Genomic DNA, 19,740 nt, shown 5'->3' with positions numbered 1-19,740 from the left:
ATATACATTATTATTCGCAGTTTTCAGGACTAATTATCATTTTTACTTAGGAAGTATAACTTAAATGAAATACTCTTAGACGCGCTTCCATATTTTATACTTGCTTTAATATTTTCCCCGTATTTACTTATTGTTACATATTTTGGTTTTTCCTCGCCCACCTAGTTATTGCTACTAGCGAGACTTTTTATGCTAATTTACTTTTATTACTAACTCCAGTATCTTGACCGACAAACTATAGTTTTAAGGAGTAATGTCTTGATAACTACCCAATTGCTTATCCTGATTACAGTTTTTTTAATAGCAAGCGTCATCAGCGTTATCACGGGTAGCACTTCCTTAATTACTGTACCTGTAATGCTTCAGTTTGGGATTGAACCGCGCACCGCTCTGGCTACTAATATGCTGGCATTAACTTTGATGAGTGTTGGTGGTACATTACCTTTTATTGGGAAAGGAGTAATTGACCGCCGTCGCTTACCACTATTGATAGTTCTAACCCTGGTTGCATCAATTGTCGGAGCATTACTTGTTTTGGTTGTGCCGTCAAGGTCAATGCCACTTATTATCTCTATCTCGATGATTGTAGTTACGATGCTATCAATTACGAACAGGAAAGCCGGAGTAGTCCCAGCAGAGGCAATACCTTCACGGATAGCAGAAATTGTAGGCTATGTAGTCACCTTCATTCTTGGTATTTATGGTGGCTTTTTCAGTGGCGGTTATGTCACTTTACTCACGGCAGCCTACGTGATGTTATTTCGCATGACATTTGTTCAAGCAATAGCTACGACTAAGCTTATTAATATATTTTCCTCGTTGGTTGCCACTTTCATATTCATGATACAAGGCATTATTGATTACAAGTTGGGCATGATTCTTGGTCTTACAATGTTTGTAGGTGGAATCATTGGCGGACGTATCACCCTCAGCTTGAGTACTATCTGGCTACAACGTATTTATCTTACAGTTGTGAGTATTCTTACAATTGTAACACTACGTAAATCTCTACAGCCTAATCAGTCAACTAGTACTATTAGTGAATTAACATCTTTAATTTAAAGGGACTTGGCATAAGGTGACAACTTCTCTAGCTTTAGCCCTAGTTGTGTTGGTGAACAATAGCTATCTTTATTTGCTCGAATTATCGTTTAAACGTAAAGCGGCCATTAAATTTTTTACCTTTCACATCCGTTTGAATAACAATTTTATACTCTCCCGTTGCAGTTGCAGGTAGTTTTGCTGTGTATTGCTTTTCCTCGGTATTATAAGGAACTTGTAGGGTTTTGTTACTGCCATCTGGTAGCTGAACTTGAGCCGTGAGCTTGGCATCAGTAATTGCTTTGTCCTGCTCGCCGTGTAAGCTTATATTTAAATGAGTAGAATCTTGTTTTATATCTGGTTTGAACTCTAAATGATATTTGCCCGACTCTATAACTTGACCCTTATGCTCTCCACTATTGGAGTGACCATCTTTTTCATCATGAGCATGACCTTCGTTTTCATTATGCGCTTCCCCAGTTTTAGCAACGGGTTCAGTTTGGGCAGCTGTTTCTGTAGTTGCTGTCTTGCTAGCACTTTCTGAGTTAGTAGCTTGATTCCCACCACTACAAGCACCCAAAAAAATTAATCCTAAACTGCTAACAATTACTAAACTGGTCTTCAGAAATTTCATGAATTTAAACTCCTTGATGTTTTGTGAATTAAAAACTAATGACGCTCATCCCCACCAAATATGACGATATTACTTACACCAGGGACAGCCAGCAGGCGGTTCTTCACTTGCCAGTTGACAATCCGCCATACCTCCATTATTGAAGTGGTTTCAGAGGTAAAGGCGTATTTGACAGTCCATCCTAAAGGCGAACTGACGGGAAGAACCTCTGGATCTTCTACACCTTGTGGTAGTTGACTGCGTGCTTGTTGCAACCTTTCTGTCACCAATTGACGAGCGCGATAAATTTCTGTGTTCAAGCTAAAAGTAGCTCTCACAGCAGAAAGACCTACAGCTGAGGAAGAACGCAATGCTTCCAGTCCTGGGGTACCGTTGATGGCACTTTCTATTGGTCGGGTGACTAGGGATTCAACCTCCTCTGCTGCAAGTCCTGGGGCTTCGGTCATAATTTCCACTTGCGGGGGGGCAAAGTTAGGAAATACATCCAGTGGCATTTGCGTAAGGACGAGAAAGCCCCAAACAGATATGAGGATGGAAGCAATAACTATTAGCCAGCGTTGAGCGATCGACCATTTAACAATATAATCAAGCATTTTTAAACGTTTTAAGGAATGTCTGCTTGCTGTGCAGATAAGTAAGTTTAAAGATCAAGTACTTTACCTACTCTCCCAAATGAAGATGAAATTGAGATGAAATTTTTAGCTTAAACTTCAAGTTGCCCCATGTCTGTCCTTTCGGAAAGCGTGGGATGAATTTTTGAGCATTGTTACAAACCATCAACAGCAGGATGGCAAACGTCAGCTTTGGATTTTACCTGATTCCAATTGTTACCGTAATAGTTGAAATCAAGTAGTTTATCGTAAAATCAAGGGTTTAATACCCCTACATCTCCCCTTGTTTTACCCACTTCGATTACGCGTACCATACTCTGCCTTAGATATGAGCCGCAAATGTTATCGTCTAGGAACTTCTTTCAAAACTTCCTGTCTTGATATTTTCACCGGGGTAAAGCAACGGTGATTATCTAGCAATCAAACAAACTTAACTGTTGAACAAAATTGAACCAATTTTAGGGGTTTAAGTTCCCTACCTCTACAGGTAAAACGTTTTGATGCTTAACTGAAATCACCGTTGCAAAATGTAATTACAAATTGGTTTAAAGAGGTTAATCGTATTAATCAGCAAATGATGATGACCCAACAAAACTAAGGATTTATATGGACGCAAAGGTTGGGGAATTTGATAGAGGTGGAAAAACTCGGAGTATCGGCTTGTCACAAACCAAATGCCTCTCTCGTCTTTAATTATGTAAGCCAATTTATAACTTTAACTGTGGGCGATCGCCATGACTGAACTACTCGCAATACTTGATCGTTTTCATACTGTGCTAATCCAAACTGCACCTAAAATTGCCAGCCGTCTACAGACTGGATTAACCCGTGCTGAAATTGAGGCACAAATCGCTTCATTCTCATGGAAGTTTCCCCAAGATGCTTCCGACCTGTATCAATGGCATAATGGGCTATCTGGCAAGCCAGGAAAGTTAAATTTGGCACAGAAATTACTCAGGCTCAAAGGAAAATGGCATGGGGAGTTATCCGGTCGAGAGAACGAAATGCATCTAAAACTGGAAAATCGCCTTATTGTTGCCAAATTCTTGCCATTGGATTACGCCTTAGCAGGACATCACCATCTAAAACTTGGCAGATGCTTAATCGATTTACTGCCTTTTTCTATCTTGACTAATGGCAAGGATACGATCTACTGCATGATGCGCTTAGACCCAGAGAAACCCGTCATTTATTGTGCCGACGGGACAAAACTGCCGCCGATGGGAGTGACTGAATCATTTTTATCAACACAGCCTCAATTTAGCCGATTGAGTGATTTAATCATATTTCTGACCAAAGTTTGTCAACAAGGGATTCAATTGATAGCAGCAAGTCAAGAGAGTTTAATAGATGCGATCGATTGTGAACTTAATGCGACACAGCTTGAACAACTTTACCAACAACCTAAACGCTAAATTGTTGAACCGATCAGAAGTTTATGAGACAACCTTATGAAGCTACTTGAAGTTCAATCCAGTGTACGGTTAGAACAATCAATTTCTCGCACACTCAGTCACGAATTTATTCAAACATGGCAGAACTTCCATGCTGATGGACGCTATAAACAGCGAGATGTCGGTATGAATCCCCCTGCTCATCCTACAGAACTGTGGACAGTTGCAAACTATATTCCTCCAGACAGTCGAACACCAGATATGAAAACGGTACTTGCTGACTCCGAGCAACTGATTGAGGAGTTGCTGTGGGCAGATCGCTTGTTACTCGGTGTGCCCATGTATAACTTTAGCGTTCCATCAACCTTTAAAGTGTATGTGGATAATATCGTTCGAGTTAATCGCACCTTTACGTTTGATCCAACCAGTTTTACTTTTGAAGGACTTGCGATCAACAAAAAGGCATTGGTGATTACTCCGAGTGCCGGAAATTTTGCGCCCAATACGCCAATGGGAAGTATGAATTTTTGTGAAACCTATTTGCGATCAATTTTGGGCTTTATTGGCATTGAAGACATCACAATTATTGCTGTTCCAAATCAGTTTATGCCTGATGAAATTCGGCAACAGAGTATTGAGCAGGCACGAGTAAAGCTGATGACGATAGCAGCAACTTGGTAACTTATGAACCGATTAGACTTGTTCAATCAGTATCGATCCCTCCTGTTTGCGATCGCCTATCGAATGCTTGCAAGGGTGACTGAGGCAGAAGATATCGTGCAGGAAGCCTGGATTCGCTGGCAAAGTACTGAAAGTGTAGTGCAGTCTCCCAAAGCGTTTCTATCTAGTACAGTGACTCGTTTGTGTATCGACCATCTTCGATCTGCCCGTATGAAGCGAGAACAATACATAGGAACATGGTTGCCAGAGCCACTGACAACAGAACTAACGGATGTTAAAGACTGTGCTGAATTAGCAGAATCCCTTTCGTTCGCATTTCTCATGCTACTGGAATGCCTATCTCCAGAAGAAAGAGCCGTTTTCCTATTACGCGAAGTTTTTGATTATGACTACGAGGCGATCGCTAAGACTGTAGGCAAAAGTATCCCAAATTGCCGCCAGATTGTTTGTCGCGCCCGTCAGCATCTTGTGCTACGCAGACCGACGATCGCCCTAAATTGCCATGATAAAGACATCTTGGTTGAGCAATTTCTCGACTATTGGAATCACGGCGACGTACAGGGACTCATTGCACTCATGGCAGAAGATGTAACATTCTGGTCAGATGGAGGAGGTAAAGTTGTAGCAGCACAGAAACCATTGTATGGGTGTATAAAAGTAGCTCGTTTTTTAGTGGCGATTCGACGTAGCCGATTAACACCTACACTAGTTTCAGAGGTTGTAGCAGTCAATGGTCAGCCTGGAGTTATCAATACTGTGGATAAAAAGCCCCATAGTACTTTTAGTTTTGAGTTTGCAGGTGATAAAATTCGAGCAATTTTTGCAGTCGTTAATCCAGAGAAGCTAGGAGCAGTTAAATTATAAAAATAAAAGGGTGACTTTTGTTTTTTTATTTATGAACCTGATTCACAAGAAAACCGGGTTTCTTAACGCTTCTATTTACCCTGAATGAATTACTAACGCTGAACTTGCTGAATTAGGACTTGTGTTTGCTGATACCTCTGGCTATCTCCTTGCTGCTGAAATAGACTTGCAGCTTGCTCTAAATCATTAATGGCATTTTTGCGATCGCCTAAAGCATATTCAGCAAGTCCTCGGTTGCCGTAAGCATCAGCTAAATTGGGGTTGATTTGTAGGGCTTGGTTAAAGTCAGCGATCGCCAGCTTGTGGTTTCCCTGTCTATAATTCAAAAAGCCCCTATTGTAGTAAGCATCTACAGACTTCGGATCAATTTTTATTACCTGGTTAAAGTCAGTAATCGCAGCTTGAATGCTTCCTAGCTCCGCATGAGCAGTCCCCCGACTGTTGTAAGCATCTGTATGATTGGGATTTAATCGCAGTGCTTGATCAAAGTCGATGACGGCTGCTTTAAAATCTCCTAATTGAGATTTTGCCAAACCTCTTAGGCAGAAACCCTCATAGTATGTAGGATTTAACTGTACTACCCGACTAAAATCTTCTATTGCAGCGTTGAAGTTGCCTTGCTCAAGCTTTTGCACACCCTGGCTATAGTATTCCTGATAATTCATCTGTTGGATGTGCGTTGGTGCTTTCTGTGCAGCATAAACAGCAACAGGTATTCCACTCAGTACGCTACTCGTTATTCCCAGAATGGCAACAGAAGAGTGAATATAGTTCATAGCTTAACTTTCTCCTTGATATATTTATCAAGACAGATACACGAGATTCTTCTTGACTAGATCCATCCTAAGCGGTTTAAAGCTTGAAACCCAGTCAACCCAAAATACTTTGTAATAGTAACCAAATATTTAGCCCGACGATAATAATAGCAACTAACCAAGCTAAAGATTTTAGCCACAGGGGATTTACAAACTCTCCCATTAAGTGACGGTTACTTGTAAACATCACCAATGGAATCACTGCAAACGGTAACTGCAAGCTAAGGATAACTTGACTAAGAACTATAAGGCGGCTTGTGCTATTTTCCCCAAAGATAATAATTGTAATCAACGCTGGAATAATAGCAAGCAGACGGGTAATTAAACGCCGTAACCAGGATGGAAGGCGAAATTGTAAAAATCCTTCCATCACAATCTGCCCAGCCAGAGTTGCAGTTAGTGTTGAACTTTGCCCAGAAGCAAGTAAGGCAATGCCAAAAATAGCACTAGCGGCACTAACACCTAATAATGGTGAAAGTAATTTGTAAGCATCTTGAATTTCTGCCACATTCTGATTACCAGAAAAATGAAATGTTGCGGCAGACACAATTAAAATTGCTGAGTTGATAAACAGTGCCAAAGATAGAGCAAAAGTTGAATCAATTGTGCCAAACTTAATTGCTTCCCATCTTTTTTCAGTAGTAGGTTGCCAATCACGGGTTTGCACAATAGATGAGTGTAAATATAAGTTATGAGGCATCACTGTTGCCCCTAAAATGCCAATAGCAATGTAGAGCATTTCTGGGTTTTGTAAAATTTCTTTCTTGGGCAGATATCCAAACATTATCCCCCCCATATCAGGTCGAGAGAACAGAATTTCTGCTGTGAAACAGATGCCTACGGTTGTTACCAGCATTATTACCAAGGCTTCTGTATAGCGAAAGCCTTTACTTTGTAGGAATAGCAATATCAAGACATCCAGCGCAGTGATGCACACACCCCATAGCAAGGGAATACCGAATAAAAGTTGCAGGGCGATGCCTACGGCGGTGAACTACGCACTTCCCAGTAATTCTGCCAAGTCACAAGCGGCGATCGCAATCTCACATAGTATCCATAAACAAAAGCTTACCCTTCGTCCAAAATAATCCCGACAAGCCTGCGCCAAATCTCGCCCCGTAGCAACTCCCAAACGTACACACAAAGATTGCAGCAATATTGCCATCAGGTTCGACAGCAGGATCACTGTTAACAGAGTATAACCAAACTTTGACCCCCCAGCGATATCTGTTGCCCAGTTTCCAGGATCTATGTATCCGACTGAAACCAAATACCCTGGCCCTCCATAAGCCAGCATCTTGCGCCAAAAGCTGTTGCTGTTAGGGACTTTTATACTGCGGTGAACCTCTGGTAAGCTAGGTCTGTTTTCTGGGGGAGTCATTTACTTTGCCGTTTAATATTTTCATATTATTTTCATAATTTATCTTTTCATATTCTTCTCATTATTTGGGAATATCCAGCATGAATATTAATCTTCTCAAGATTTTTCCTTGTGAAATCTTGTCTCACACCAATAATTGTTGTATTTTTTTATACTTTTAATAGAACAAAAATCTAATAAGATTTGAAGTTCGTAAAGAATTTTTTTGCAATCAAGTTACATAATGCTTTTTGATTGATGAATTACCTAAATTAATTATGGGAGGTAAAAAAATGACCAATCAGCAACTAAAGATTTGATTCATCTAAGTGTGTCTCTACAGAACGGTATAGGTTAATGATGTGACTATCAGCCAAACTGTAATAGACATTCTTACCTTCTCGACGATAGTTGACCAAACGCATCGCTTTAAATAATCGTAGCTGATGACAAACAGCTGATTCGGTCATTTTTGTTAATGCAGCTAAATCGCAAACACACAACTCTTGGAAAGCCAAAGCTGAGATGAGGCGTAGGCGATTTGGATCTGCTAAGATTGCAAAAATTTCTGCTATTTGCTGTGCTTTAGAAGTTGCTAAGATTTGCGTTTGAGTTGAACGCACATTATCTAAATGCACCAAATGAGTGTCACAGCTTGGCACATCAGGATTTTGTCGGTTGTCGAAGTCTTGCTTTGCCTTGCCCTTGTTCATGCTTTTACGCGTAAGTAATGGTTATCAATTTCATAATATCTAAAATGAGAACCATTGTACAGTTGAATAGTTATTCAATTGTTGTAGTAAGATATTGGCAGTTAACTTTGTAGTTTTTTATGTAAAGCTGCTATGACTCAAACCCCTGACCTCAAAACCCAGTTTTTGCAAGTTGATGGTATGGACTGCGGAAGCTGTGCTAAGACGATTGAAGCCAGCTTGCAACAGCTACCCGGTGTGATGGAAGCATCAGTGAGCTTTGCAACTGCAAAAGCCAAAGTTTTATATAACCCGGAGATCCTGAGAGAAGCTGAAATTATAAATCGTATAACTGGCTTGGGTTATACAGTTGAGCAGAGTGGTGAACTAAAGTCTCATAATCACGACCACGTTGAAGCGGATGTTAGTCAAAAGTTGCAGGCAAAAGTCGGTGGGATGGATTGTGGCAACTGTGCCAAAACTGTTGAGGTTGGCTTGCAGCAAATCGCCGGAGTTTTAGAGGTATCGGTTAGCTTTGCGACTGAAAGAATGCAGGTATCTTACGATCCGCAACAGGTAAATGAACAGACAATTTCAGATCGAGTTCGGACTCTGGGTTATACGTTTGAACAGATTGGTGAGGTAAGCTCTTATCAACATACCCACAGTCCTAACCACGGTAATTCAGTCTCGAAACCAACTCAAAAACGCGACCCAGCAAGCTGGAAATTCTGGATTAACAACCGCCGGGGACAGAGCGTAATTTTAGCGGGATTGGGGTTAGTCCTGGGTTTGCTGACTCAACATTTGGCATTACCGATCTGGATAGCAAGGGCTTTTTATGGAATTGGCATAGTAATTGCAGGTTATCCTATTGCACGGGCAGGTTTGTTTGAGTTGTGCTTGCGCCGTGCCGATATGAATCTGCTGATGACCATATCAGTTATTGGGGCAGTAATTTTAGGGGACTGGTTTGAGGCAACGCTAGTCCTGTTTTTGTTTTCTTTGGGTACAACACTGCAAGTTTTCACCTTTGGTCGCACGCGCAATGCTATCAGCGCTCTCATGGATTTAACTCCACCTACTGCTACTGTCAAGCGGGGGAATAAAGAAGTTACAGTTCCGGTTGAAAGCATTCAAGTTGGTGAAATTTTGACGCTTCGACCCGGAGGGCGCGTGGCGTTGGATGGCATAGTTATTTCTGGCAGCAGTGCCATTGACCAATCGCCAATTACAGGAGAGTCAATTCCAGAAGATAAAGAAAAAGGCGATACTGTCTTTGCTGGAACATTGAATCAATCAGGCTTTTTAGAAGTTAAAGTCACTCACACTGTTAGTGATACAACTGTTTCTAAAATTATTCATTTAGTAGAATCAGCTCAAGGAAGTCGCGCTCCTTCTCAGCAGTGGGTGGATCGGTTTGCTCTTGTCTACACCCCAATTGTAATTTTGATTTCGATCGCCATTGCCCTGATTCCGCCCTTGGCTTTTGCTCAACCTTTTAACGTCTGGTTCTATCGGGCGCTGGTAATGTTGGTAATAGCCTGTCCCTGTGCCTTAGTAATTTCTACTCCTGTTTCAATTGTCAGTGCCATTGGTGCAGCAACCCGTCAGGGCGTTTTGTTCAAAGGGGGTAATGCACTGGAAACGGCTGGACGCGTTACCACCCTTGCTTTTGATAAGACTGGTACAATTACGCAAGGACTACCCGTTGTACAGAAGGTTTATGACCTTGGGAAGGTAAGTGCAAATATGGTGTTACAGATTGCAGCTTCACTTGAGCAACAGTCAGAACATCCGCTCTCCAAGGCAATCGTAACCAAAGCTCATGAACAAGGCATGGAGTTAGAAACACCTGTAAACTTCACGGCATTACCTGGGAAAGGGATTCAGGCAAACTTTGGTGAACTGGTGTATTTCGTAGGCAATCAACGGTTGTTTTTAGACCAAGGTATTCGCTTATCTGGTGAAGCGGAATCTTTGTTAGCTGAAATTGAACAACTCGGTCAAATTCCGGTGCTGATAGGGACAAATCAAGGGTTATTGGGAGCGATCGCACTTTCCGATGGCATCCGCTTGGAAGCTACAGAAGCCCTGCGACAATTGAGGCGGGTTGGATTAAAGCGGTTGGTAATGTTGACAGGCGATCGCACTGCTGTTGCCAAGCAAATTGCCCAGCAAGTTGGAATTACAGAGTACCGAGCAGAACTGCTACCCGAAGATAAACTTGAAGAAATTCAACTCCTGCGTCAAAAAGGAGTAGTAGGTATGGTTGGGGATGGTATTAACGATGCCCCTGCGCTTGCTGCTGCTGATATCAGTTTTGCGGTTGGTGGAATAGATATTGCTCTGGAGACAGCAGATGTCGTGATCGTGGGAAGCGACCTCAGACGACTTGCTTATGCAGTAGAACTAAGCCGTCGTACTGTATCGGTAATTCAACAGAATGTTGTCTTTTCTTTAGTCACAAAAGGTTTGTTTCTGCTGTTGGGAACCTTTGGATTTGTTGGGTTAGCTGTAGCTGTCTTAGCAGATACAGGGACTTCCTTATTAGTTACTGCAAATGGAATGCGGCTATTTAAAACCAAGACGGTTAAGGATTAAGCAATGGTACACGACCACAGCCATAAGCATCAGGGACACGAACACGGACAGGGCAGTACCAACCGCGCTTTCGCAATTGGTACTGCCCTGAATATTGGATTTGTGATTGTTGAAGCAGTTTATGGCTACCGAGTAAACTCGCTTGCTTTGGTTGCCGATGCTGGTCACAATTTGAGTGATGTATTAGGATTGCTACTAGCTTGGGGAGCAAGTGCCCTCACCTTACGACCACCAACCCGACGGCATACCTACGGATTGCGTCGTTCCTCAATTTTGGCGGCTCTGCTCAACGCACTTGTTCTTCTTCTAGCGATGGGTGCGATCGCTTGGGAAGCAGTTCGTCGCTTTAGCGAACCTAGCTCAGTATCGGGAGGTACAGTCATCGGTGTTGCTGTAGTAGGAATTATCATTAACACAGTTACTGCCTTGATGTTTATGTCCGGTCGTCAAAATGACTTAAATATTCGAGGAGCGTTTCTGCACATGGCGGCTGATGCCGGAGTTTCGTTGGGGGTTGTATTAGCTGGCATTGCTATTGTTTTCACTGGCTGGTTGTGGTTTGATCCAGTTGTGAGTTTAATTATCGTTGTTGTAGTGGTAGTTGGAACCTGGCAACTGTTGAAAAGCTCTCTAGACCTGGCATTAGATGCTGTACCAGCAAGTATTGAACCGCTTGCCGTTCGCACTTATCTAGCTGAACTCCGCGATGTAGCTGGTGTCCATGATCTTCATATTTGGGCTATGAGTACCACAAAGACAGCTCTTACAGCTCACTTGGTAATACCCACAGGACATCCCAGCGATGCTTTTTTAGTCCAGGTAAATCGAGAGCTTCAAGATAATTTTGGAATTGAACACACCACGCTTCAGATAGAAACTGGCGATCCGAGTTACCCATGTCCTCTTGCTCAAGAAAACGTTGTTTAAAAGATTTTTGGCTCTTCATTACTTCTTATGCTAAATACGTCTGTAAATAAGCTTCAAACTCCTGTTGGGCAATAATAACAGCCGTTAGTATTAGCATTTGAGCCAAGATTTTTGAAATTGAAGCTATAACTCGCTGTAAGGCTTGATTTTCAAGGCAAGTAAAGGACTTTAATTAAAAATCCAGCATACTACGTACTGAAGAACCAGATTTTTATCTTTAAATTACATAAATTATGTTGAGAAACAAGAACAACCAAGACAATGATTGGCTGCGCTCAGTTTTATATTGGTCGCAATTCATCTCCCGTTACAGTCGCAGACTTAACGGGAGTCCTCTTGCTCCATCAAGATAGAAACCTGCATCAAAACCTAAACCTCAATTGCAAGGTTGATTTTCAACAAGCATCTTTACAACATGCTTGACGATTACGAATGTGTCCAAAAATCAAGGCTGCACTCCCAATCATGGTCATCAATTCTTCACTCATTTCGCCTAAAAGGTTAAATCCCAAGAGAGAAGTGACAACTAGCTGGCTTAATCCGGCTAATCCAAGCGTAAGTGTCAGTTTGTCTTTGTAACGGAGATGACCAAGGAACAGTGCCAATAAACTCGTTGGCAAAATGATCGTCAGTAAAAGCCAATGCAAACTTTCGTTGACGTTTGAAGCTGCCATCAGCATCGGAAAGAGAACAAGGACTACAGGCGTTAATAGGCAGTGGATAACACAGAGTCCAGAGAGGGCGATCGCCAATTTGTCTAATAGAGGTTGCATAGTGTTCAAGTTACAAAGTCCTCACTTTATTACAACGCTTCCTGCTTCAAAAATCTTGCCCAAATAAATTTATGGGAATTTATATGCTGCGATGGACTTCCGGCTGGTAGTTAACTTAACAGGTAATCCCATCAAAGTGGTATCTATAGCACAGTGGGTAATCACAAAATGCAAAACAAGTTTCTCAGTGAGCCAATATTTCAGTAGTAATATTCCTGAAGCTGTAATTGCAAAAACGTCTAGAAGGCGAGAAGACTTAAAAGAGTGAACTGGTTTTTTGGTCATTCATGTACAAATTAAAAGCACATTTACAGATGCAGTATGAGGTAATAGTAGCTAGTGGTGTAGCAGCATCGACACCAGTACCAGTTACAAGTTCTCGAAAAACTGAATTCACTGGCTATATTTATCAAAATTGCTGTCACATCTGCGGTTAAATTAGTGATGCTAATTAGTTCTCCAGCACCACCCCAGCTACCTTCCCATTTTCCATAACAGCCGCACTTCGCTTAGGTAACAAAAACCTACCAAACTTAGAATATAAGGCAGGTAAAACCAGTAAAGTTAATGCCGTAGAAGTAAACAACCCACCTAACACTACAATCGAAAGAGGTTGCAAAATTTCTTTCCCTGGCCCCACTGAAATTATCAACGGAACTAAACCCAAAGCTGAAGTTAAAGATGTCATCAAAATAGCGTTGAGTCGCTCCATTGACCCAGCAATTAATACTTCTTTTAAAGACATCCCTAACGCAAATTTTGTGGTGTAATTATCTACTAATAATAATCCGTTTCGAGTAGCCACACCAAACAAAGTTACAAATCCTACCAATGAGGCTACAGAAACAACTCCACCAGTAAAAGCTACCGCAATTACTCCACCCACTAATGCAATGGGCAAGTTAATCATAATCATTGCTGTTGAAGCAATTGATTTTACAGAAAGATACATTAGTACTGTAATCACAACAAAGGAAATAGCACTGAAAACCAGAATATTTTGTGATGCTCGTTCTTCTGCTTCAAATTGACCTCCATATTGGATAAAATAACCTGAAGGAAGTTGCACTTGTGCCTTAACGTTATTTTGAATATCTGTCACTACAGAGCGCAAATCTCTGCCTTTAGCATTAGCAGACACCACAATTAAACGCGAAACATTTTCTCGATTTATAGTATTAGGGCCAGTGCCATAGGCAACCGTAGCAACTTTAGCTAAAGGAATTTTATTTCCATCAGGGGTATCAACTAACAAATTTTCAATTGTTTGTAAATTGTTGCGATACTGGGGTTGCAACCACACAACCAAATCAAAGCTTTGTTGCTTCTCTAAAACTTGAGAGACTACTCTTCCATTGAGCGCTGTTTCAATGATATTAGATAATTGTCCAATAGTTAAACCGTAGCGAGATGCAGCAATACGGTCAAACTTAATTTGAATTTGTTCAATAGGAATCTGTGGTTCGAGTTGTAAATCTACAATTCCCGAAATAGATTTCATTGCATCTTCAACTCGCTTTCCAAGCTGGCGAAGTTCTTCTAAGTCGGAACCAAAAATTTTGACCGCGATTTGACTCCTCACCCCAGACAAAATTTCATCAATCCGGTGAGAAATAAATCCACCAATATTAGATGCAGCCCCTGGTATTTTGTTAAACTCTGCGCGCAACCATTCTACAGTAGCTGCGCGATTTTTCATTCCTTTGTCACTCAACCCAATATCAAGGTGAGCCAAATTCACAGGTGCAGCATCTGCATCATTGGGAGCGCGTCCGGCGCGTAATTGAATATACTTTAATCTAGGGTCGTCTTTGAGTTTATCTTCCAAAGCAAAAGCAGCACTATTGGTAGCTTCTAAAGATGTACCTGGGTAAAGTGCTAAGGTATTTACCAAAGTTGATTCTTGGAATTCAGGTAAAAATGCCCGTCCTAAAGCTGGGAAAATTATAATTGCTGCTATCATTCCCGCCGCAGCCACAGTAATAACAACTATCGAATTTCTGATAGCAAAATCGAGAAAAGGATAATAAATTCTTTTGCAAACTCTTGGTATAAAGGGTTCCCTTGCTGACATTTTATTGTGAGGTAATAAGATTGCACATAAAGCCGGACTTACAAGCAGCGCTTCTAAGCTAGAAACTACAACTACTACTAGATAACTAAGACCCATCGGTCCAAAAATCCGACCTTCTACACCAGCAAGGGCAAATATTGGAGAAAAGACGACAATAGTAATTAAAGTTGCCCCAATCAGAGATTCCTGGACTTCCTGTACTCCTTCAAAAATAATTTCCAGTACTGGACGCAGGTTGGAAGAGTATTTATTTTGTCGCAACAAACGAAAAACATTTTCTGCATAGACAATGGCATCATCAATCGCTGTACCAATAGCGATCGCTAATCCTCCCAAAGTCATTGTATTCAGCCCCAAGCCCAAAAAAGATAATACTTGCAATGAAAATATAAAAGTCAGGGCAAAATTCAACAGCACAACTCCAAGAGTGCGCCAATTCATTAAAAAAGGGATAAGGATAACTGCTGCGATGATACTACCTTCCACCAAGGCTGACCTGACATTTTCCACCGAAGTATCGATATAATCTGCTTGGCGGAAGGTTTGATTTACTTTAATTTCTTTCGGTAAACCTGCTTTTAGCTCAGATATTGCGGCTTCAATAGCGCGGGTGACGGTGGGAGTATCAGCTAGCGGTTGTTTATTCACCATCACCACAACGGCATCTTTCCCATTTAAACTACCATCGCCGATTTTCACAGCACCACCAATTTGCACTTGGGCGACATCTCCCAGGCGAACAGGCGTTCCTTGACGGGCGACAATGACAGATTGTTGAAGATCATCAAGGGATTCAATCCGCCCAATCCCCCGAATTAAAGTTTGTTTATCAGGAGTAGTCAAAAAGCCACCAGGAGCATTGACATTTGCCGCCTGTACAGCTTCACTTACCTGTTGTAAAGATACATTAAAAGCTTGTAGTTTGTTGAGGTCTACTAACACTTGATACTGACGCACATCACCGCCATACACAAGTACTTGACTGACACCGGGAACTGCTAAAAGGCGATTCGTCACTTGCCAATCAACAATTCTGCGGACTTCCATGAGGTCAATTTTAGTCGCAAATTGGTTATTGCCTTCCCCTTCCAAAGTCAAGGCGTACTTTAATACAGTACCAATGGGAGAGCTAGTGGGAGCAATTCGTGGGGTTTCAATTCCTTCTGGTAGCTTGCTTACGGACTGTTGCAGTCGTTCTTGTATCAACTGGCGGGCTTGAAAGATATCTGTTCCCCAGCCAAAAACAACTCTGACTACAGAAAGTCCAGCTGAAGAAGAGGAACGAACGGTAGTTAAGCCTGGAGTTCCATTAATCGCACTTTCAATTGGTAATGTCACCAAAGATTCGATTTCTTCTGGTGCTAGTCCAGGGGCTGCTGTCTCAATTTCGACTTGGGGAGGTGCAAAGGCTGGAAAAACATCCAGTGGCATTTTGGGAATGGTATTAAAGATGATGACTAATGTGGAAATGAGCGCAGCAATTACTACTAGCCAGCGTCGAGAGATTACCCATCTAGCAACTGTACTAATCATTTGGTTCTTGGTTAAGAAATGGCGAAGGGTTTGTTTCTTTGTAATAAACGGGTGAGAAAATTTAAATATTAGGTGTGGCTGTTGCTAGCATTAAGCCCCAAATCAACCCAAAGCGAACTTTAGTTGCACCACAGATTTCAAAGTTTGAGGAAGTAAGCAGTTGATGAAATTCAGTTTGGGAGTAACACTGCTTGTGTCCTGAATCAAATACTTTCAATAAAATATCGCATATTTTACACAAAATATAATCTCTGCACCAATCCAAAATTACTAATTTACCATCAGGCTTGAGAACCCTTTTCATTTCCGCCAATGCAGCATCGGGGTCATCAAAATAGTGAAACGAATTAGCAGATACAACTACATCAAAACTGCTACTACTAAAAGGTAATGCCGATGCAGATGCAGTAGAAAAGGAGACATTAGGGTAATTACGACATTTCTGTTTAGCAACAAGCAGCATATTTTCAGAAATATCTACTCCAATAATCTGTTGCGTTGGATTGTCATTGAGTAGTAAATGCTCAAATTCCCCTGTTCCACAGGCGACATCAAGAATGGTGGCTTGTGGTGAGATATGCGCCCAAGTTTTGAGAAAAGTAAGTGTCTTGGTGATATAAGTATTCCACCTCTGGTCATAGAAATGCGCCATTTGGTCATACTGTTGGCGAACTACTGTCTCACTCATAGGTACACAGGGAGTTGATGGTTTTTATAAATTTACAGTATTCTTAAATAGAATATGAACAAACTACATTCTTATACTCTCTGCGCCTCGATCATGAAATTTATAACTGTTCTGTTCACAATCTAAATAGTCTTGCTCTAGGTTGGCTTGATGTTAGAAAATTTAACAAAATCAAACTTCAAGTATTATCTGCAACTTCGCTAATCACTAACCACCATCTGAATGTCGAGGATGATCGCGCTCCTCAAGATTTTTATCAGAAGTAGACAGGGTTGGTTGCTTGTGGTTGTCGTCGAGATAAACCTCTGTTTCATAATTGAACCCGTCGTACTCTAAATTACTTACTGGTACTAAACGGGTACGACGATTAGACCAGAAAGCACCTCCCATAAAAGCAACTGTCGCAAGTGCTACTCCTCCACCTGCTGTTAACCACAAAGGTAGTAGGAAACTGTTAGTTTTAACTTCAGTTTCTTCTGCGTGAGAACCACTTTCTTCATTGTGTTCGTGTTCTTCTTCTGGTTTACTATCACCCCGCAATGATTGAGCGTAAAGTTGGGGCGCACGTTGGGTGACGATCGCATCTCCCTCAAACAAACCCGTCTTCACCTCAACCATGTCCCCAGAGGTTTGACCCAAGGTCACTTCCGCAGATTGGAAAGCATTTCCATTTTGGACGTAGACCATTTTTTTCCCATTCGCATCGACTACAGCCGAGCTAGGAACCGCCAAGATCGCTGCGGATGATTGGTTTGTTAGTACCTCTAATTCCGCAAACATTCCAGGTTTAAGTTGTCCGCTTGGGTTATTTACTTCAGCTTGTACTGGGACAACCCGTGTTTCCCCTTGTACTACCGCACCAATCTGTGTAATCTTTCCAGAAAAAGTACGGTCTGGTAAGCTAGCAACTTTTAGACTTACTCTTTGACCTACTTTTACTTTGTCTAAATCTTTTTCATAAATATTGGCTGTGGCAAACACCCGACTATCATTGACAATAGTCATGAGTGTGCCACCTGCATCATTAAAAGTTTGACCAAGGGTAACTTGGCGATCGGCAACTTTACCGGAGATGGGAGCAGTCACTGTCACCAATCCCTTGGCGTTAGGACGGTTGCCTATTTGTTGCAGTCTAGTATTATAAGCAGAATCACTAAGACGTAAACGCTCTTGTGCTACTTGAACAGCAGATTCAGCACGTTTCATTTGGGCTTCGCTTTCAATGATATCTCGTCTGCTGTTAGCTGAGGTAAGTTTGGCTTTTGCTTCCGCTAATTGTGTTTGAGATTCAAGAGCGTTGCGACGTGGTAAAGCGCCTTCATTAGCTAATTGTAAATCCTTATTATATTTTTCTTCAGCAAATGCTACTTGGCTTTGTGCTTGGGCAATGTCGGCGTTAGATATTTGTAAATACCTTTGATAATTTTGTTGAGCTAATTTGGAATCGGCTTGCGCTTGCTGCAAAGAAGCTATAGCTTCCGCTCGTTTTTCTTCGGAACTAACCCGTAACTCTATCAAGTCAGGACTAGTGACAACGGCAAGGGGTTGACCCTTTTTGACTACAGCGCCGGGTTCCACCAACAATTCAACCACTTTTGCCCCTGTAATTGGGGTATTCACTTCCACTTTTTGGCTAGGTAAGGTTTCAATCTGTCCAGTGCTTTTAATACCCAAAGCCAGCCGTTGCCGTTTCACTGGCTCGACTTTAATTCCTAGCCTCTGGGAAGTTTCGGCATCAACTTCGACAGAACCACTTGCTTCGCTTTCACCACCCTGAAATGAACTTGCACCGCTATGGTCATGTCCAGCACCAGCTAACACAGATGTGGGGGTTGCCAGTAATAAAAGGCTCAGGAGTGTGCCAGAAACACAACGAATTACTGTAGGTGGTTGGAGACTGTTAGAGATTCCCATTGCTATTTTGTGTCCTTGAGTTACTATGGTCTAGATTTGTGCTTAGACGTTGGTTGACTTTTTAAGCGGGATTTCGAGAACCGCTTTTGGCAAGCAAGCGGTTTCACTCTTTGAATTTGTTCACGAAGCCAACTTAACCACTTAACTTAATAGTTTTTCACACAGATATGAAATTGAGATGAAATTAGGACGAGCAATTAGCATTCAAGCAAAAGTTATTTGTATTTGTTGGTAATGGACATATAGCACACTATCTACTGGCATTTGCTCTCCAACATAAGCCAGGTTTGACAGTCGAATAAATGTCGCATTTTCTTTTAGATATATAAGCTTTACGTCAAGTGTTTCTTAAAAGCGTCCCACTGGTAGCGATCGCTGCCCGTTACTGATGTAGAGAAACTTGTATCATGGAAAGTACCCTGACAGCTAAAACCGAATCCTCAGTAGTGCTTTTAAGTCTGCTTGAAAGTGTGGTTCTGGGTTTTTATGGTTACTAAATTGGTGAAGTGGCATTACCACTATCCCGGTCGGAAGATTATCTAAATAACACCAGCCCAGGTCAAGGTGATCATCATGATTTGATTCTAGAGTTGATATTGGCTTTAGGAAATTTTCGTGTGCCTATAAATTCCTGTAGTACCTATTTTGGTGTTTTCAGCCTTTACAAGTACAGCAAAAAGTTTCTCGGAAGAGGGATAGCTGAATCTAATACTCAGCAATCTCAACAGCCTCTAATTCAACCTTAGATTAGAAATATCGGAGATTTGTGTCACTTAATTGCAAAATCGAAGACAATTGCAGATGCCGCATCCTTACACCAGGCAATGTCCAAAATTAAGGTTGATGAAGTCATCTGTATTAAAGGTAGCACCCTGATAGTTTTTTACACTCCTGGTCAATGCTGGGAATTCCGTATCATCAGCCGCACAGGTGGCATATTTGGGGAACAAAAGATTTATTACACGGCGGAGGCAGCACTGAGAACTGGGTTAGAGTGGTTGCGGGATGAACGGTGATGAGTGCGTATATGCGATCGCCGTTCGCGCTAGCGTCTCCATTAGACTTGTCCGAAAACTCCAAAGCCAGACTGTTCAAAGCTTTGAGGCAAAACTTTGATATTTGCGTAAAAACATAG

17 protein-coding genes and 2 pseudogenes are annotated in these 19,740 nt (G+C 41.6%); 9 read left to right on the top strand and 10 right to left on the bottom strand.

What is annotated here, in order from left to right; genetic code table 11:
* Window positions 1–258: 258 nt before the first annotated feature.
* Complete coding sequence (locus G1O98_RS28020) at window positions 259–1,062, top strand: sulfite exporter TauE/SafE family protein (RefSeq protein WP_163934954.1); 804 nt, start codon at window positions 259–261, stop codon at window positions 1,060–1,062.
* 82 nt (window positions 1,063–1,144) lie between these two features.
* On the opposite strand, the gene G1O98_RS28015 is transcribed toward G1O98_RS28020, so the two are convergent.
* Window positions 1,145–1,675 (bottom strand): hypothetical protein, encoded by a 531-nt coding sequence (locus G1O98_RS28015; RefSeq protein ID WP_163934951.1) that lies wholly within the window; start codon window positions 1,673–1,675, stop codon window positions 1,145–1,147.
* 41 nt (window positions 1,676–1,716) lie between these two features.
* A pseudogene (locus G1O98_RS28010) lies at window positions 1,717–2,268 on the bottom strand (efflux RND transporter permease subunit); the annotation flags it as partial.
* A 752-nt stretch (window positions 2,269–3,020) separates the two neighbouring features.
* Here G1O98_RS28010 and G1O98_RS28005 point away from each other — a divergent pair.
* The 3 genes from G1O98_RS28005 to G1O98_RS27995 are packed head-to-tail and all read left to right on the top strand — an operon-like array spanning window position 3,021 to window position 5,225.
* Window positions 3,021–3,701, top strand: a complete 681-nt coding sequence (locus G1O98_RS28005; RefSeq protein ID WP_163934948.1) for a hypothetical protein — start codon at window positions 3,021–3,023, stop codon at window positions 3,699–3,701.
* Between the two features lie 36 nt (window positions 3,702–3,737).
* Entirely contained in the window at window positions 3,738–4,361 is a 624-nt protein-coding gene (locus G1O98_RS28000; RefSeq protein ID WP_163934945.1) for an NAD(P)H-dependent oxidoreductase, read from the top strand.
* A 3-nt stretch (window positions 4,362–4,364) separates the two neighbouring features.
* A complete protein-coding gene (locus G1O98_RS27995) occupies window positions 4,365–5,225 on the top strand; it encodes an RNA polymerase sigma-70 factor (RefSeq protein WP_163934942.1) in 861 nt (286 codons plus the stop codon).
* A 92-nt stretch (window positions 5,226–5,317) separates the two neighbouring features.
* Here the strand turns inward: G1O98_RS27995 and G1O98_RS27990 are convergent, their stop codons facing one another.
* The 3 genes and pseudogenes from G1O98_RS27990 to G1O98_RS27980 form a co-directional block, all read right to left on the bottom strand.
* Window positions 5,318–6,001, bottom strand: a complete 684-nt coding sequence (locus G1O98_RS27990) for a tetratricopeptide repeat protein (RefSeq protein ID WP_163934939.1) — start codon at window positions 5,999–6,001, stop codon at window positions 5,318–5,320.
* Between the two features lie 94 nt (window positions 6,002–6,095).
* A pseudogene (locus G1O98_RS27985) lies at window positions 6,096–7,337 on the bottom strand (Nramp family divalent metal transporter).
* Between the two features lie 371 nt (window positions 7,338–7,708).
* Window positions 7,709–8,113, bottom strand: coding sequence for a metalloregulator ArsR/SmtB family transcription factor (locus tag G1O98_RS27980; RefSeq protein WP_163934937.1), 405 nt, complete (start codon window positions 8,111–8,113; stop codon window positions 7,709–7,711).
* Window positions 8,114–8,245: 132 nt separating this feature from the next.
* On the opposite strand from G1O98_RS27980, the gene G1O98_RS27975 reads away from it, so the two are divergent.
* Together G1O98_RS27975 and G1O98_RS27970 are read left to right on the top strand one after the other, a co-directional pair.
* The gene (locus tag G1O98_RS27975; protein WP_163934933.1) at window positions 8,246–10,696 is read left to right on the top strand and encodes a heavy metal translocating P-type ATPase; all 2,451 of its coding nucleotides are present in this window, start codon (window positions 8,246–8,248) and stop codon (window positions 10,694–10,696) included.
* A gap of 3 nt (window positions 10,697–10,699) precedes the next feature.
* Complete coding sequence (locus tag G1O98_RS27970) at window positions 10,700–11,623, top strand: cation diffusion facilitator family transporter (protein ID WP_163934930.1); 924 nt, start codon at window positions 10,700–10,702, stop codon at window positions 11,621–11,623.
* Window positions 11,624–12,018: 395 nt separating this feature from the next.
* Here the strand turns inward: G1O98_RS27970 and G1O98_RS27965 are convergent, their stop codons facing one another.
* Both G1O98_RS27965 and G1O98_RS40235 read right to left on the bottom strand, forming a co-directional pair.
* A complete protein-coding gene (locus G1O98_RS27965) occupies window positions 12,019–12,396 on the bottom strand; it encodes a MerC domain-containing protein (protein ID WP_163934927.1) in 378 nt (125 codons plus the stop codon).
* Window positions 12,397–12,465: 69 nt separating this feature from the next.
* Window positions 12,466–12,681, bottom strand: coding sequence for a hypothetical protein (locus G1O98_RS40235; RefSeq protein ID WP_243458558.1), 216 nt, complete (start codon window positions 12,679–12,681; stop codon window positions 12,466–12,468).
* A 2-nt stretch (window positions 12,682–12,683) separates the two neighbouring features.
* Between G1O98_RS40235 and G1O98_RS27960 the strand changes: the two genes are divergently transcribed.
* A complete protein-coding gene (locus tag G1O98_RS27960; protein ID WP_163934924.1) occupies window positions 12,684–12,833 on the top strand; it encodes a hypothetical protein in 150 nt (49 codons plus the stop codon).
* Window positions 12,834–12,847: 14 nt separating this feature from the next.
* Here G1O98_RS27960 and G1O98_RS27955 read toward each other — a convergent pair whose 3' ends face one another.
* The 3 genes from G1O98_RS27955 to G1O98_RS27945 all read right to left on the bottom strand — a co-directional run bounded on the left by G1O98_RS27955 (window position 12,848) and on the right by G1O98_RS27945 (window position 18,605).
* Window positions 12,848–16,003 carry an efflux RND transporter permease subunit gene (locus tag G1O98_RS27955; RefSeq protein ID WP_163934921.1) on the bottom strand — a complete coding sequence of 1,052 codons (3,156 nt, stop codon included), beginning with the start codon at window positions 16,001–16,003 and terminating at the stop codon, window positions 12,848–12,850.
* 61 nt (window positions 16,004–16,064) lie between these two features.
* Window positions 16,065–16,691, bottom strand: a complete 627-nt coding sequence (locus G1O98_RS27950) for a methyltransferase domain-containing protein (protein ID WP_163934919.1) — start codon at window positions 16,689–16,691, stop codon at window positions 16,065–16,067.
* A gap of 207 nt (window positions 16,692–16,898) precedes the next feature.
* Window positions 16,899–18,605: an efflux RND transporter periplasmic adaptor subunit gene (locus G1O98_RS27945; RefSeq protein WP_163934916.1), complete on the bottom strand. Its 1,707-nt coding sequence runs from the start codon at window positions 18,603–18,605 to the stop codon at window positions 16,899–16,901.
* 506 nt (window positions 18,606–19,111) lie between these two features.
* Here G1O98_RS27945 and G1O98_RS27940 point away from each other — a divergent pair.
* Together G1O98_RS27940 and G1O98_RS27935 are read left to right on the top strand one after the other, a co-directional pair.
* A complete protein-coding gene (locus G1O98_RS27940; protein WP_163934912.1) occupies window positions 19,112–19,351 on the top strand; it encodes a hypothetical protein in 240 nt (79 codons plus the stop codon).
* 78 nt (window positions 19,352–19,429) lie between these two features.
* Entirely contained in the window at window positions 19,430–19,621 is a 192-nt protein-coding gene (locus G1O98_RS27935) for a hypothetical protein (protein ID WP_163934909.1), read from the top strand.
* Window positions 19,622–19,740 lie beyond the last annotated feature (119 nt).

It is taken from the genome of Nostoc sp. UIC 10630, assembly GCF_010747425.1.
Classification (GTDB): Bacteria; Cyanobacteriota; Cyanobacteriia; order Cyanobacteriales; family Nostocaceae; genus Nostoc.
Note: the sequence above shows the minus strand (reverse complement) of the source record. Positions and strands in the feature narration are given on the sequence as shown.